Origin of the sequence: Nocardia sp. NBC_00881 (genome assembly GCF_045207455.1) — a bacterium.
Classification (GTDB): domain Bacteria; phylum Actinomycetota; class Actinomycetes; order Mycobacteriales; family Mycobacteriaceae; genus Nocardia.
Genome location: NZ_CP108798.1, coordinates 6017597 through 6033230 on the forward strand (window position 1 = coordinate 6017597; position 15634 = coordinate 6033230).

General features: G+C 67.1%; 8 protein-coding genes. 6 read left to right on the forward strand and 2 right to left on the reverse strand.

What is annotated here, in order from left to right:
- Positions 1-88: 88 nt before the first annotated feature.
- From OH799_RS25855 to OH799_RS25875, 5 genes are all read left to right on the forward strand, one after another.
- Complete coding sequence (locus OH799_RS25855) at positions 89-3043, forward strand: DNA polymerase III subunit gamma and tau (protein ID WP_406269044.1); 2955 nt, start codon at positions 89-91, stop codon at positions 3041-3043.
- A 294-nt stretch (positions 3044-3337) separates the two neighbouring features.
- Positions 3338-4552, forward strand: a complete 1215-nt coding sequence (locus OH799_RS25860; RefSeq protein WP_406282561.1) for an acetyl-CoA C-acetyltransferase — start codon at positions 3338-3340, stop codon at positions 4550-4552.
- 264 nt (positions 4553-4816) lie between these two features.
- Positions 4817-6967: a 3-hydroxyacyl-CoA dehydrogenase NAD-binding domain-containing protein gene (locus OH799_RS25865; protein ID WP_406269047.1), complete on the forward strand. Its 2151-nt coding sequence runs from the start codon at positions 4817-4819 to the stop codon at positions 6965-6967.
- Between the two features lie 125 nt (positions 6968-7092).
- Positions 7093-8205: an esterase-like activity of phytase family protein gene (locus OH799_RS25870; protein ID WP_406269050.1), complete on the forward strand. Its 1113-nt coding sequence runs from the start codon at positions 7093-7095 to the stop codon at positions 8203-8205.
- Between the two features lie 413 nt (positions 8206-8618).
- Positions 8619-12122 (forward strand): protein kinase domain-containing protein, encoded by a 3504-nt coding sequence (locus tag OH799_RS25875; protein ID WP_406269053.1) that lies wholly within the window; start codon positions 8619-8621, stop codon positions 12120-12122.
- Between the two features lies 1 nt (position 12123).
- Here OH799_RS25875 and OH799_RS25880 read toward each other — a convergent pair whose 3' ends face one another.
- Both OH799_RS25880 and OH799_RS25885 read right to left on the reverse strand, forming a co-directional pair.
- Positions 12124-13440 (reverse strand): class I SAM-dependent methyltransferase, encoded by a 1317-nt coding sequence (locus tag OH799_RS25880; RefSeq protein WP_406269056.1) that lies wholly within the window; start codon positions 13438-13440, stop codon positions 12124-12126.
- Complete coding sequence (locus OH799_RS25885; protein WP_406282564.1) at positions 13437-14921, reverse strand: FAD-binding oxidoreductase; 1485 nt, start codon at positions 14919-14921, stop codon at positions 13437-13439. The genes OH799_RS25880 and OH799_RS25885 overlap by 4 nt, the downstream gene beginning before the upstream one ends.
- A 206-nt stretch (positions 14922-15127) precedes the next feature.
- Here OH799_RS25885 and OH799_RS25890 point away from each other — a divergent pair, with 206 nt between their 5' ends.
- Complete coding sequence (locus OH799_RS25890; RefSeq protein WP_357268290.1) at positions 15128-15562, forward strand: SRPBCC family protein; 435 nt, start codon at positions 15128-15130, stop codon at positions 15560-15562.
- Positions 15563-15634 lie beyond the last annotated feature (72 nt).

Genomic DNA, 15634 nt, shown 5'->3' on the forward strand with positions numbered 1-15634 from the left:
TGGATCACATATGCCGTGGTAATGTGCCCGTACCGAGCCGCTCCGGGCGGGAATGTTCTTTGTCGGTGCTCGCCGGTAACCTCTGGCCGTGGCTCTGTACCGAAAGTACCGACCGGCAACATTCGCTGAGGTGGTGGGTCAGGAGCACGTCACCGACCCGCTGAGTATCGCGCTCGACACGGGACGAATCAGTCATGCCTACCTGTTCTCCGGTCCGCGGGGCTGTGGCAAGACCTCTTCGGCGCGCATTCTCGCCCGGTCGCTGAACTGTGTGCAGGGTCCCACCTCGACGCCATGCGGTGTCTGCCCGTCCTGCGTGGCGCTCGGTCCCGGTGGTCCGGGCAACCTGGATGTAATCGAGCTCGACGCCGCGAGCCACGGCGGTGTCGACGACACCCGTGAACTGCGCGACCGCGCCTTCTACGCCCCCGCCGAGTCCCGGTACCGGGTGTTCATCGTGGACGAGGCGCACATGGTCACCACCGCGGGCTTCAACGCGCTGCTGAAGATCGTCGAGGAGCCGCCCGCCCACCTGATCTTCATCTTCGCGACCACCGAGCCGGACAAGGTGCTGCCCACCATCCGCTCGCGCACGCACCACTATCCGTTCCGGCTGTTGCCACCGGCGACCATGCGCGGGCTGCTGGGCCGGATCTGCGAGCAGGAGCACGTGCCGGTCGAAGAAGCGGTATATCCCTTGGTGATTCGCGCGGGCGGTGGTTCGCCGCGCGACAGCCTGAGTGTGCTCGACCAGCTCGTGGCCGGCGCGGGCCCGGAGGGCGTCACCTACTCCCGCGCGGTGTCTCTGCTCGGCGTCACCGACGTGGTGCTGATCGACGACGCCGTCGAGGCCTTGGCCACCGACGACGGGGCGGCGCTGTTCGGCACGGTGGATCGGGTGATGGAGGCGGGACACGACCCGCGCCGTTTCGCCGTCGACCTGCTCGACCGCTTCCGTGACCTGATCCTGCTGCGCGCGGTGCCCGATGCCACCGATCGCGGCTTGGTCACCGGCCCCGGCGACGTGCTCGACCGCATGCGCGATCAGGCCGAGCGTCTCGGTTCGGCCACCTTGACCCGCTACGCCGAGCTGTTGCACGAAGGGCTCGGTGAGATGCGCGGTGCCACCGCGCCCCGACTTCTGCTCGAGGTCGTCTGCGCTCGCATGCTGCTGCCCTCGGTCTCCGACGCCGAATCCGCCACGCTGCAGCGCCTGGAACGATTGGAGCGGGGGGTCGCGAGCGGCGCCCTCGCGGCCGCGTCTCCGGCGCCTGCCCGGCCGGCGCCTGCGAGCGCATCGCCGTCCGATCCGACGCGGCGCCGCGGCGCGGAGGCACTGGCTGCTATTCGCCGGGAGAACCAGGGCGGCAACTCGCCTGCCGGTACGGCCTCGGCTGCCGGGTCCGCCGCGTCGGCGGATGCTACTGGAACCGGTGGTGCCGCGTCGGTTGGCGATAGCCCGCCCATCGGTGCTGCGGTGCCTACGAGCGGTACGGCACAGTCCGACGGTCCCGGTGGTGTGGCGTCTGGCGGTGCCGCGGCGTCTGTCGATACCGGACCTGTTGATCGCACAGTGCCTATCGCTGGCGAGGATTCCGCAGAGGGTGGGACGCATCTCGGATCCGCCGGTCGTGGTGCGTCCGGCGTGTCCTCGGCTGGTGGCGGGGCCGCCACCGGGGAGCCGGCTGGCAGCGCGTCTGACGTTCGAAGTGATGGTCCCGAGCAGGAAGACGGTCGATCCGCACAGGTCGGTGTATCCCCGTCGCCGGTCGTAGGAGCGGAGGGTGGTCGGAATGCCGCCGCTACCACCGGACCGGGTTCGTCGGGTGCCGCGCCGGACGCATCGGGTGGTTCATTCGGAAGTAGCGCGGCGCTTTCGTCGCCAGGCGGACCCGCCATGTCCACCGAGTCGAGACCTGTAGCCGCCCACCCCGGTTCGGTGGCCGACTCCGCGGACGCTCCAGGTGGTTCCGCAGCAGCAGCCGAACGATCCGGATCGGCACCCGTCGGCTCCGAATCGGGCGCGAGTCGCCGTCCTCCCGCTGTCCATAACCCGGACTCCGCGGCGGTGCAGCCTATTTCCGCAGGCGATGCGGCTGAGGGTCCTTCGTCCGTCGCGAACGCCCAGCCGACGGGTACGTCCGCTGCGCAGGCCGCGGAGGCGATTACCGCATCGGCGGATCGGGCCACGCCGTCGACTGCCGGGTCCGCGCATACCGCACCTGCGGAAGCTCGCTCGACGCACGAACCCGGACGACCGGAACCCGTCGCGCAGAGCGGTGACCTGCTGCGTGAGGTGGAAGCCGCCTGGGCGGAGATTCGCACCACGGTGCGCGAGTTCGGCGCGGCCGTGCAGGCGATGCTGGCAGGCGCGTCGGTGTCGCGCGTCGAGGGCGATGTCATCGTGTTCGCACATCAGCACGCCCCACTGGCGCAGCGATTGTCTGATCCGCGGAATGTGGAAGCGGTGCGGTCGGCGGTGCGTGCTGTGCTCGGTCGCGACCATGAGGTGCGCTGGGAAGCGGGTGGTGCGGCGCCGCGGCCCGCCGCGGCGCCCCGGTCCGGCGGTGGGGGGAACCGGCCGCGCGGATCGGCGGGCAACCAAGCCTCTGGACGTGAATCGGGCAACGTGGCGGGACGTGGTTCGGATGCCGCCGCGCCGCCACGTTATTCGCGCCCGAGTCAGGCCAGGAACGCAGGCGGGGACCAGCCGGCCGGTGCCGGCAGGTCGCGCCCCGGTCGCTCCGACTCACGTCCGTTCGGCGGAGATGACGATATTCCACCACCCGACTACCCCGATCTGCCGGACGATCCCGGCCCCGCGGACTCCGCGCCATTCGATGCCGCTGCGAGCGGAAACGAAGTCGGGGCCGGCAGAGGATGGGACACCGACGGGGTCGTTCCCGCCTCGACGCCGGAGGAGGAGCAAGAGATGCTGGCCGCCGCGGCGGATCCGGTGGCTCCCGGCGACCGGCGTGATCCGGACGAGGTCGCTCTCGAATTGCTGAAGAGTGAGCTCGGTGCCACACGATTGGATGGTTGACAACCACCGCTCCGACGACGTTAAGTTAACCGGAGTTCGCACATCGCCGGTAGTATGAACGGGTGGCCGTGAGCTTCGGTATGACGAGGTTCTATGGTGGGCCCAGGCGTACGGGCGACCGGGAACATGCGTTCGCTGTTGCTTGCCCTGTTTTGTACAGCGTCAGGACGGTCGGTCGCACGACCGGTCGATGAGGTCAGCCGCAGCCATGCCGCAGCACGCGGTGTTGCCGCACAGAGCGCCCGGACGGACGAGGGTCCGGCCGCCGCACCTTTAAGGAAGGAACACTCCGATATGACCACAGAGGCCTACATTTACGAGGCCATCCGCACTCCGCGCGGCCGCGGCAAGAAGAACGGCTCACTGCACTCGGTCAAGCCGATCGACTTGACTGTTGGTCTGATCCAGGAGCTGCGCGGCCGCTTCCCGAACCTCGACGAGGATCGGATCTCCGACTTGATTCTCGGCGTTGTCGCGCCGGTCGGTGACCAGGGCGCCGACATCGCCCGCACGGTGGTGACCGTGGCCGGACTGCCCGACACCGTCGGCGGCTTCCAGCTCAACCGGTTCTGTGCCTCCGGTCTCGAGGCCGTCAACCTGGCCGCGCAGAAGGTGCGCTCCGGCTTCGACGATCTGGTCCTCGCCGGCGGCGTCGAGTCCATGTCCCGCGTGCCCATGGGTTCGGATGGCGGCGCGTGGGCGCTCGACCCGGCCACCAACTACGACACCTACTTTGTTCCACAGGGTGTGTCCGCCGACCTGATCGCCACCATCGAAGGCTTCAACCGCGACGACGTCGACGCCTACGCGGTGCGCTCGCAGGAATTGGCCGCCAAGGCCACCACCGGCGGCTACTTCGCCAAGTCGATCGTCCCGGTCAAGGACCAGAACGGCATCATCGTGCTGGACAAGGACGAGCACATGCGGCCCGGCACCACGGCCGAGGACCTGGCGAAGCTGCAGCCGTCCTTCGCCGTGATCGGTGAGATGGGTGGCTTCGACGCGGTGGCGCTGCAGAAGTACTACTTCGTCGAGAAGATCAACCACGTGCATCACGGCGGTAACAGCTCCGGCATCGTCGACGGTGCCGCGCTCGTGCTCGTCGGTAGCGAGGAAGCGGGCGAGGCGTCCGGTCTCACCCCGCGTGCGCGCGTTGTCGCGACCGCCACCAGCGGCGCCGACTCGACCATCATGCTGACCGGTCCGACCCCGGCCGCCAAGAAGGCGCTGGCAAAGGCCGGCCTGACGCTCGATGACATCGACCTGGTCGAGATCAACGAGGCGTTCGCGTCCGTGGTGCTGAAGTTCCAGAAGGACTTGAAGGTTCCGGACGAGAAGCTGAACGTGAACGGCGGCGCGATCGCGATGGGCCACCCGCTCGGTGCGACCGGCGCGATGATCACCGGCACTATGGTCGACGAGCTGGAGCGCCGCAACGGCCGCTACGCGCTGATCACCCTGTGCATCGGCGGCGGCATGGGCGTGGCCACCATCATCGAGCGGGTCTGATCCCCAACCGGCAGTTGAGAATTCACAGCGGCGTGAGCGATGGGCCCCGGAGGCGGCGGCCTGCGTAACCACGGAGGGCTCGCGAAGGCCGCTAATCAACACGCGGCGTGAGCGATGAGCCCGGAGGCGGCGGCCTGCGTAACCACGGAGGGCTCGCGAAGGCCGCTAATCAACACGCGGCGTGAGCGATGAGCCCGGAGGCGGCAGCCTGCGTAACCACGGAGGGCTCGCGAAGGCCGCTAATCAACAAGGAGACATAGAGCTGTGAGTGAAACCAACATGATCGGTTGGGAGCAGGATTCGGACGGCATCGTGACGTTGACGATGGACGACCCGAACCAGAGCGCCAACACGATGAACGAGCTGTACAAGAAGTCGATGGCCGTCACCGTCGACCGGCTCGAGGCGGAGAAGGACACCATCACCGGTGTCGTCGTGACCTCCGCGAAGAAGACCTTCTTCGCCGGCGGCGACCTGAAGAACATGATGAAGGTCGGCCCGGATGACGCACGGGCCTTGATGGCGGAACTCAGCGAGATCAAGGGACCGCTGCGGCGCCTGGAGCAGCTGGGCAAGCCGGTCGTCGCAGCCATCAACGGCGCCGCGCTCGGCGGTGGCCTGGAGATCGCGCTGGCCACGCACCACCGCATCGCCGCCGACGTGCCGGGTTCGCAGATCGGTCTGCCGGAGGCCACCCTCGGCCTGCTGCCCGCCGGTGGCGGTGTCATCCGCACTGTGCGCATGCTGGGTCTGCAGAACGCCCTGATGCAGGTGCTGCTGCAGGGCCAGCGCAACAAGCCGGCCAAGGCCAAGGAGATCGGCCTGGTCGACGAGCTCGTCGGTTCCGTCGATGAGCTGGTGCCTGCCGCCAAGGCGTGGATCAAGGCCAACCCGGACAAGGGCGTGCAGCCCTGGGACGTCAAGGGCTTCAAGATCCCCGGCGGCACCCCGTCCTCGCCCGCGTTCGCGGCGAATCTGCCCGCCTTCCCGGCCAACCTGCGCAAGCAGATCAAGGGCGCGAACATGCCCGCCCCGCGCGCCATCATGTCGGCCGCGGTCGAGGGCGCGCAGGTCGACATCGACAACGCCTCGCTGATCGAGTCCCGCTACTTCGTGCACCTGCTCACCGGCCCGGTCGCGAAGAACATGATCCAGGCGTTCTTCTTCGACCTGCAGACCATCAACAACGGTGGTTCGCGGCCGAAGGACGTGCCGAAGAAGGAGATCAAGAAGGTCGGCGTGCTCGGCGCGGGCATGATGGGCGCAGGCATCGCGTACGTCTCCGCCAAGGCGGGCTACCAGGTCGTGCTGAAGGATGTCTCGATCGAGGCGGCCGAGCGCGGCAAGAACTACTCCGAGAAGATCGAGGCAAAGGCGCTCTCCCGCGGCAAGACCACCGAGGAGAAGTCCAAGGCGCTGCTGGACCGGATCAAGCCGACCGCGGACGCGGCCGACTTCGCCGGTGTCGATTTCGTCATCGAGGCCGTCTTCGAGAACACCGAGCTGAAGCACAAGGTGTTCCAGGAGATCGAGGACGTCGTCACCCCCGATGCGCTGCTCGGCTCGAACACCTCCACCCTGCCGATCACCGGTCTCGCGGCCGGCGTGCAGCGCCAGCAGGACTTCATCGGCATCCACTTCTTCTCGCCGGTCGACAAGATGCCGCTGGTGGAGATCATCAGGGGTGAGAAGACCTCGGACGAAGCGCTGGCCAGGGTGTTCGACTACACACTCGCCATCAAGAAGACCCCGATCGTGGTCAACGACAGCCGCGGATTCTTCACGTCGCGTGTGATCGGCACCTTCGTCAACGAAGCGATCGCCATGCTCAACGAGGGCATCGAGCCCGCGACCATCGAGCAGGCCGGGCTGCAGGCGGGGTACCCGGCTGCGCCGCTGCAGCTGTCGGACGAGCTGAACATGAAGCTCATGCAGAAGATCGCCAAGGAGACCCAGGAGGCCGCCGAGTCGGGCGACACCACCATGGGCGCCAAGCGTCACCCGGCGCAGGACGTCATCGACTACATGGTGTCCGAGGGGCGTCCGGGCCGTCTGGAGAAGGCGGGCTTCTACGAGTACGACGAGAACGGCAAGCGCACCGGTCTGTGGCCCGGGCTGCGTGAGCACTTCAAGACCACGGCGGACTTCAGCGTCCCGCTGCAGGATCTGATCGACCGCATGCTGTTCGCGGAGGCGATCGAGACCCAGAAGTGCTTCGACGAGGGTGTGCTGACCTCGACCGCCGACGCCAACATCGGCTCGATCTTCGGCATCGGCTTCCCGGCCTGGACCGGCGGTGTGCATCAGTACATCGTCGGTTACCCGGGCGGGCAGGAGGCCTTCGTGGCCCGCGCCGACTACCTCGCCAAGACCTACGGCGAGCGCTTCGAGGTTCCTGCCTCGCTGCGCAAGTAGTCTTCGCGCGAACCAGACGTCAAAAGCCCGCCATCGCTTTTCGCGGTGGCGGGCTTTCGCTGTTCTCCGGGTGGGTGATCGGCAGATTTTCCGTCGCGTGCGCCCTTGCGGATACGTTGAGAGCCGTGTCGAGTCGTAGCCGCCGCATCCTGGTCGCCAGTTGTGCCCTCGCGTTCGTGTCAGCCCCCGCTGTGACGGTGCCGCAGGCCGCCGCCGATCCGGCGGCGGGCCCGTCGGTGCGGCTGCTCGGCGAGCAGGTGATCGAGCACGATCTGAACATCGCGGGAACCACGGTGGGTGGCCTGTCCGGGATCGACTACCAGGAGCGTACCGGCGAGTATGTCCTGATCAGCGATGACGGGTCCGAGAAAGACCCGGCGCGGTACTACACCGCACACGTCACGGTCGGCGAGAACGGGGTGGGCCCGGTGACGATCACCGGCACACGCCCGCTCTTGACATCGACAGGGACCCCCTACGCCCCGAAGTCGGTGGATCCGGAGGAGATCCGAGTCGATCCGTGGACCGGCGACTACTTCTGGACGCAGGAGGGCGCACGGACCGAAACTGTCCGCGCGGACCCTTCGGTGCGGATCGCGCGGCCCGACGGCACGTTCGCGGGTGACCTGCCGATCCCGGGCGACGAACGGATGCTGCCGAATGCGGGGCCGCGGCAGAACCTGGCGCTGGAGGGCGCGACCTTCGCCGCCGGGGGTGCACTGTTCTTGACGTCGATGGAGGGTCCGCTGCTAGGGGACGGACCGGTGGCGACCACGACCAGTGGCGCGCTCGCCCGGATCACCGTCCAGGCGCGCTTCGGACCGCCGCTCGCCCAATACGTGTATCCGATGGATCCGGTGTTCGCCGAGTCGCGTCCCGAGCCCGGCCTCGGCACGAACGGGATCTCGTCCATCTTGGCCGCCGACCCGCTGGACCCGACCGAACTCCTTGTGCTCGAAAGGGCCTACGTCAAGGGCGTCGGCAACAAAATCCGCATCTACGAGGCGGATCTGGGCGCGGCGACCAACGTCCTCGACGCGCCGATCGGCGCCGCACGTCCGGTGGCCAAGCGGTTGCTCGTCGACCTTACCGACGTCGGGCTCGCCGCGATCGACAACATCGAGGGCATGACCTGGGGTCCGCGCCTGCCCTCCGGCGAGCGGACCCTGGTACTGGTGAGCGACAACAACTTCGCCGCTGGACAGATTACCCAGGTCATCGCCCTTGCTGTCGGTTAGACGGTCCGGCGCGGGTCTTCGGCGTCGGCCTGGTAGGCGGCTGTCGCGCGAGTGAATCAGTCGAACAGCACCTCGCACCGTTCGAGGGAATAGCCGGTGTGGTGTTCACGCCGGAATCCAAGCCTCCGCAGGGCGCTGACCAGCTCGAACATCCTGGTCAGCCACTATGAATTTGTCCTATTTCGAAACATCTCCCACGAAATCCCGCGCCGCGCTACGTTGGAGTATGCGCAGACAAATCGGACACCAAAGGGTTGCCCGGGATGTTCGACGTCGGCGCGGAGCTGGTCGCCGGCGACACCGATTCGATGTGAGTTCGAGGTGATCACATGAATCCACAGATGCGGTCGGGCAGGGTGGGCACGGGATCGACTGCGGGCGAAGCGAATACACAAAGTCAGGAGCCCGTCGATATGGGCGACGAGCTCGAAGCGATGGGTCTGTCCGGTGCGGTGGAGATCGGCCACGGCGGGTTCGGAGTGGTATACCGCTGTATCCAGACCTCGCTGAACCGTGTGGTCGCGGTCAAGGTGCTCTCCTCGGAGATCGACCAGGAGAGCAGGGAGCGCTTTCTCCGCGAGGAGCAAGCGATGGGCAGGCTGTCCGGTCATCCGAACATCGTCGACATTCTCCAGGTAGGCGTCACCGCCACCGGAATGCCGCTGATCGTGATGCCGTACTTCAACCGCGGGTCGTTGGAACAGCTCATTCGGGATCAGGGCCCGCTCACCTGGGCCGACTCGCTGCGGGCCGGGGTGAAGCTGTCGGGTGCGATCGAGAGCGCGCATCGAGCCGAAGTACTGCACCGGGACGTGAAACCGGCCAACGTCCTGCTCAGCGGCTACGGCGAGCCGCAGCTCACCGATTTCGGCATCGCCCGCATTCCCGGTGGGTTCCGCACGTCCAGCAGTCTGATCACCGGCTCGCCCGCGTTCACCGCGCCGGAGGTGCTCAAGGGCGACGAACCGACCGTCCGCTCCGACATCTACGGCCTCGGCTCCACGTTGTTCGCGCTGCTCACCGGGCACGCTGCCTTCGAAAGGCAGGCGGGGGAGAGGGTGGTCGCGCAGTTTCTGCGAATCACCACCCAGCCGGTACCCGACCTGCGCGACCAGGACATTCCGTCGGACGTGGCCGCCGTCATCGAACACGCCATGTCCCCGAATCCGCGCGACCGCCCGTCCACCGCCTACGAGTTCGGCGAACTGCTGCGGACCGTGCAACGTGACCACGACCAGCTGCCCGACGAGATGGCGCTGCTGGACACCACGCCCGAACCCGAGCCCACCTCTGTCGGCGAGCCAACGGCAACGTTGACCCGTACCCGTCCCGCCGTCACGGCGCGGCGCAGCTGGCCACTGACGCTGCGGCCCGCGGTCTCGCAGCATTCCGGCGCCACAGGCACGTCGTCGATCACGATGCCGCCGACGCCCGCGACGAAATTCCGTCCGCCGACACCCGCTCGCGAGCCGATGCCGCGACCGCGCCTGCTCGCCATTCTGCGTGCGGGAGGCCGCCGCAGGCTCGCGATGATCCACGCCCCCGCCGGATTCGGCAAGAGCACGGTGGCCGCGCAATGGCGGGCCGAACTCGCCGAGCAGGACGTGGCCGTCGCCTGGATCGGCGTGAATCACGACGACAACAACGAGATCTGGTTTCTCGCCCACCTCATCGAAGCGATCCGCCGGGTCCGCCCCGACATCGGCGACGGCCTGCTCCAAGTGCTGGAGGAACGCCCTGCCGACGCCTCCGCGTTCGTGATCTCCACGCTGATCGACGAGATCCACGCGAGTGGCAAGTCGATCGTGGTGATCGTCGACGACTGGCATCGGGTCAGTGACGCGGGCGCGCACCGCGCGATGAACGCCCTGCTGGACAATGGCTGCCATCATCTGCGCTTTGTGGTAACCAGCAGGGAGCAGTCCGGGCTGCCGACGAGCCGGATGCGGGTGCAGGACGAGCTGGTCGAGATCAGCTCGGCCGCGCTGCGCCTGACCGAGGACGAGACGTGGCAGATCCTGGTGAAGCGCAACGGATTCGCGCTCACCGCCGAGCAGGTGACCGAGATCCACACAGCCACCGACGGTTGGCCCGCGGCCATCCAGCTGGTGAGTCTGTCGTTGCGCGGCAACGCCGATCCGGCGCAGCTGATCGCTACCCTCTCCGCGGGCGACCACGGCATCCGTGAGTATCTCGCCGAGAACGTCCTCGACGCCCTGGAACCGAAGATGCTCGAGTTCCTGATGTCGATCGCGGTGACCGAGCGGGTATCCGCTTCGCTCGCCGCGGCACTGTCCGGCGAGGCGGACGCCGAACAGCTGTTGGAGCAGGCCGAACAGCGCGAGTTGTTCGTGCGGCGCATCGAGCACGACCCCGAATGGTTCCGGATGCAGCCGCTGTTCGCCGAGCACCTGCGGACGCGGCTGGACCGCGTCCACCCGGGAAGGCTGAAGTCACTGCACCGCAAGGCTTGCCGCTGGTACGCCGAGCATCAGTTGCTGCGCAAGTCGGTCGATCACGCGCTGGCCGCGACCGATCTGAAGATGGCGCTCGACCTGCTCGAGAGCGTCGGCATGGACCTGATCGACGGATCCCGCCTCGCCACGCTGCTCGGCAGCGTGTCGAAATTGCCGATGCAGCAGGTGGCTTCGCGCTCCAAACTGCTGATGGCGGTCGCAAGGGCCAACGTGAACCTGCAGCAGTCCGGCGCGGCGCGCAACGCGCTCGGCAGGCTGTCGAACATTCTGGCCCGCGGTTCGTCCACCGACGCCGACGTGCATGTCCAGCGCTGTGAGGCGATGGTCCTTGCCGCGACGGACCAGATCGCCCGCGACCACACCGAGGGTGTGCTGGATCGGGTAGCCGACTGCCTGGAGCGTCCGGAGGAGCTGCCCGCCTGGACGGTGTCGACCGCGGCGAACGTGTCCTCGTTCGTGCGGCTGTGCGAGTTCGACTTCGAGGGTGCGCGGCAGATACAGGTATGGGCCGAGGAATACCACGTGCGCTCGAAAGACGTGCTGGGCATGGTCTTCGGTCTTTGCTGCCAAGGAGATGCCGCCTATGAACAGCTCGACATCAAGACGGCCACCCAGTGCTTCCGACAGGCATGGGAGACCGCGCGGGCGCGTTCTGGCCCGCACTCACACTCGGCGCGCGTCGCCGCTGCCCTGCTCGGCGAAGTGACCTACCGGCGTGGCGACCTCGACACCGCGGATCGGCTGCTCGATGAGAGCCACGAGCTGGTCACCCGGGTGGGCACCGTGGACTTTCTCGTCTCCACCTTTGTCGTCGGTGCCAGGGTCAAGGCGGTGCGTGGCGACCTTTACACCGCGGCCACCAGGCTGGACGAGGGCGCCCGCATCGCCGTCGACAATCGGCTGGTCCGGCTCGGCGCGCACATTCGCGCCGAACGGCTGCGGCTGGGTCTCCCGCTGGACGCCGCCGACCGGCAGTACGCGGACATCACCGAGTCGGCGCCGCTGCCTGCGATCCACCGCATGACCGGTGCGGCCGTGCTCGCTGCCGAGGCGGAGGAGATCGCCGCGATCAGGGCGCTGCTCGCCCAACGGCGGGTCGGCTCCGATGACCGGGCGGTCCGCAGAGCTCGCGCGCTGCACGGTCATATGCTCGAAAAACACCGGCCGCGCGCCCAATTGGATGCCGCGTTGCTCCTCGCCGAATGTCTGGCCGCCTCCGGTTGGGTCGGTGAGGCCACCAACCTGCTGCTTCCCGTCGTGGCGACCTGCGCCGGCCTCGGCTGGACCAGGCCGCTGCTGGACGCGGGGTCCGGTGTGGTCGGCATCCTGCGTGTGCTGCGCAGCGATCTGCCTGCGGCGGCGACCCACGTCGGTGACACCGAACTGCCCGCCCTGTTCCTGGATGAAGTCCTGAACGGGGCGGGCAGCGAGGCCTATTGAATTACGGCCGCCACCATGGGCGTAGCGGCACGGTCCAGTCGCCGTCCTCGGGCAGCTTCACGCCGAGCACCTGGTGCAGCTGAACCACGTTGCGCTGGAAGCCGAGTCGGCAACCGGCCATGTACAGACCCCAGACCTTCGCGGTTCCCTCGCCGACCTCGTCGACGCAAACATCCCAGTTGGCGACCAGGTTCTTGCACCATTCGTGCAGGGTCAGCGCGTAGTGCTCGCGCAGGTTCTCCTCGTGCAGCACCTCGAGCCCGATGTTCTGGATCTCGGAGATGATCCGGCCGGAACCGATCAGCTCGCCGTCCGGGAACACGTAGCGGTCGATGAAGTCACCGGCCTTTGTGGCGCGCGTGTTGTCCGGGCGGGTGATGGAGTGGTTCAGGAACAGGCCGCCGTCCCGCAGCTTGCTCTTGATGTAGTCGAAGTAGTACGGGTAGTTGTGCACGCCGATGTGCTCGGTGAGACCGATCGAGGACACCGCGTCGAAATTGCCCTCCGGCACGTCGCGGTAGTCGGAGTGGCGCACCTCGGCGAGTTCGGACAGGCCGTCCTCGGCGATCTTCTGCCGCGCCCAGTCCGCCTGCTCGGCCGATAGCGTCGCGCCGATGACCCGGACGCCGCGTTCGGCCGCGTAGCGCACCATGCCGCCCCAGCCGCATCCGATGTCGAGCAGTCGGTCGCCTTCCTTCAGCCGCAGCTTCTCGAAGACGAGGCGGTACTTGTTCTCCTGCGCCTCCTCCAGTGACCAGCTCTCGTCGCCGTAGACTGCGCAGGTGTAGGTCATGGACGGGCCGAGCACGTGCTCGTAGAAGGTGTTCGAGACGTCGTAGTGGTGGTGGATGGCCTCAGCGTCGCGAGTCTTGGAGTGGCGCAGACCTTCCATCGCGATGCGGCGCCAACGCGGCAGGGTCTCCTGTGGGGGCGGGGCTATCGGCTTCAGCCGCTCCCAGCCCAGCGAGCGCGCGATGGCCACCAGCGCCAACGCGGACGGTCGGCGAAATTTCAGCTCGTCCAACGCCCTCAGGATCTCGTATGGGTCGCCGGGATGCGTGCCGCTGGCGGTCATGTCGCCCGAGATGTAGGCACGGGCCATGCCGAGATCGCCCGGGGCGGTCGCCAGGTAGTTGATGCCGCGGGGCGTCTTGATGTCCAGCGCGAACTGCGAATCCTCCGGTCCGGTCGCGCTGCCGTCGTAGGCCGTCAGCCGGATCGGTATCGTGCCCTCGATCAAGGTCTCGAAGATCTCGGCAATGCTGAGCTTGGCTCCGAGGTCCGCGAAGACGTCGGAACGGTCCTTGAATGTCGTCATTTGCGTTGCACCGCCTTCGAATACAAATCCAGCAAGCGTTGGTCTGGGTCGTAGCGTTTCTTCAGTTCGGTGTAGGTGTTTCCGCCGTACAGCGCCGCGAACTCATCCTCGTCGTAGAAGGAATCCGAGTACAGCGACTTGTGCCCGTCGAAGTCGTTCACCGTGCGCTCGATCGCGCGGTTGGCCGCTCCTTCTCGCTGCCCGGGGACGGTGGGGACGGCCGACCAGAACCCGACGTTCACGTAGGTCCGGTTCGGCTCCAAGGGATACAGCGGCCACGTCCGCGAAGTGGACACATCCAGCGCAGCGCGGCCTTCCACTGATTTTCCGGTGTCGCGCAACCGCAGCGGGCACAGCCAGATCGGCTCGATCGGAATCTCGCGAAGGAACCATTCGACGAAGTCGGCAGTGCGCTCCACCGGCACCTCGATGTCCTGCACCACTCGCTCACGCGGCGGATTGCCCTTCCGAGCCTCCAGCCTGTCGCCGATGTTGTACCTGCGGTCCAGCGCCACCAGCTTCCAGTAGAAGCTGCTGCGCCGGTAGCGCTTCGGCCAGAATCGGCGGATCTTCGGGTTCTGCGCGCCGAAGGCGCGCGAGCACCAAAACCAGTCGGTGTCCCAGCGCCACAGATAATCGTGGATGGTCAGCCGGTCGTGTTCGATGCCTGTGGAGCCGCCGGAAGACGCAGCGGCGTCGTGCCGTATCGATTGGTAGAAGATCTCCATTCCGGTGTAATCGCTGACCGGACCGGGCTCGTCGGTCTGCCGACCGAGCGTCAGGTAGCTCTCGTCGGCGGTGAATACCACGCCGTCCAGGTAATCGACCTGTTCGCTGTCGTAGGACCTGTCCGTGACGATCGCCGCGAGACTCGCCTCCAGCTCGCGCAGATCGTGAAAGCGCACGTGCCGCAAGGCGACGTACGGCCGCACCTGCTCCAGTTGGATCTTCAGCCGGACGGTGTAGCCCAGCGTGCCGTAGGAGTTCGGGAAACCGCGGAACAGATCGGCGTGTTCGTTGTCCGGCGTGGCGGTGAGGATTTCGCCCGCCCCGGTTAGCACATCCATTTCCAGCACCGACTCGTGCGGCAGGCCGTTGCGGAACGAGGTGGACTCGATGCCGAGTCCGGTGACCGCACCGCCCAGCGTGATCGTCTTGAGCTGCGGAACGACCAGCGGCGCCAGCCCGTACGGGAGGGTGGCCGCCACCAGTTCCTCGTAGGTGGTCATGCCCGCCACGTCGGCGGTCTTCGCGATCGGGTCCACCGCGATGACCTTGGTCAGGCCCGATACATCAAGTCCGGGTGCGGTGTTCTTTGTTCTGGCCCGAAAAAGGTTCGAAGTCTTTTTCGCCAGCCGGATGTTGGCGTGCTCGGGTATGGCGCGGTAACTCGCCAAAAGGCGGTCTACGCCCGCTCGATGCGCGGCAAATCCTGATTCGCGTGCGGCCGGTGCGTGTCCGGCCTTCCCCAACAGACTCACTGCCACCCCTCGACGCTAGTACGGACCATATGGCGGGGCTACAACTAGGGCACGCTCCCGGGAGAAATGTCACGCATATGTTGCGAAATGGAATACGAATTGTCCGGATAAGTTCGCCACGAGGCGTGCCCTACGTGCTTTCCTTCGGCGTGGACAGGGCAGGATGGAGACCGGTCGAGACACCGCATCCGGACAAGGAGCTCATTGTGGGACAGGTCAGCGCCAGTAGTTCGCTCGTCGTCGCGGCGGATCCGCAGCGCGTACTCGAGGCCATCGTCGACTACGACACGGTGCGCCCGCGCATTCTTTCCGCGCACTACCGCGACTACAAGGTGGTCGAGGGCGGAAAGGGTGCGGGTACCGTCGCGGAGTGGACGTTGCAGGCTACCGAGAAGCGTTCGCGCAACGTGCACGCGGTGGTATCGGTGTCGGATTCCGTTGTCACCGAGCGTGATTCGAACTCTACGTTGGTGAACACCTGGACCGTCACGCCGGACGGCCCCGGCGCGCAGGTCACCTTGCGTACCACCTGGAAGGGCGCGGGCGGCGTCGCGGGCATCTTCGAGGGAATCTTCGCGCCGCTGGGTCTGAAGAAGATTCAGGCCGAGGTGCTCGCGAACCTGCAACGAGAACTGGCCTGATCCGCCGAGTACGTCGACAGCCCGGCGCCGCGATGGCGCCGGGCTGTCCTGCGCTGCGCCAGAGGGTCTCCT

What these genes read in the sequence shown, in the direction of transcription:
- OH799_RS25860 (WP_406282561.1), top strand. Translation starts at nt 3,338, where the DNA reads ATGACCACAGAGGCCTACATTTACGAGGCCATCCGCACTCCGCGCGGC.
- OH799_RS25875 (WP_406269053.1), top strand. Translation starts at nt 8,619, where the DNA reads ATGGGCGACGAGCTCGAAGCGATGGGTCTGTCCGGTGCGGTGGAGATC.
- OH799_RS25880 (WP_406269056.1), bottom strand. Translation starts at nt 13,440, where the DNA reads ATGACGACATTCAAGGACCGTTCCGACGTCTTCGCGGACCTCGGAGCC.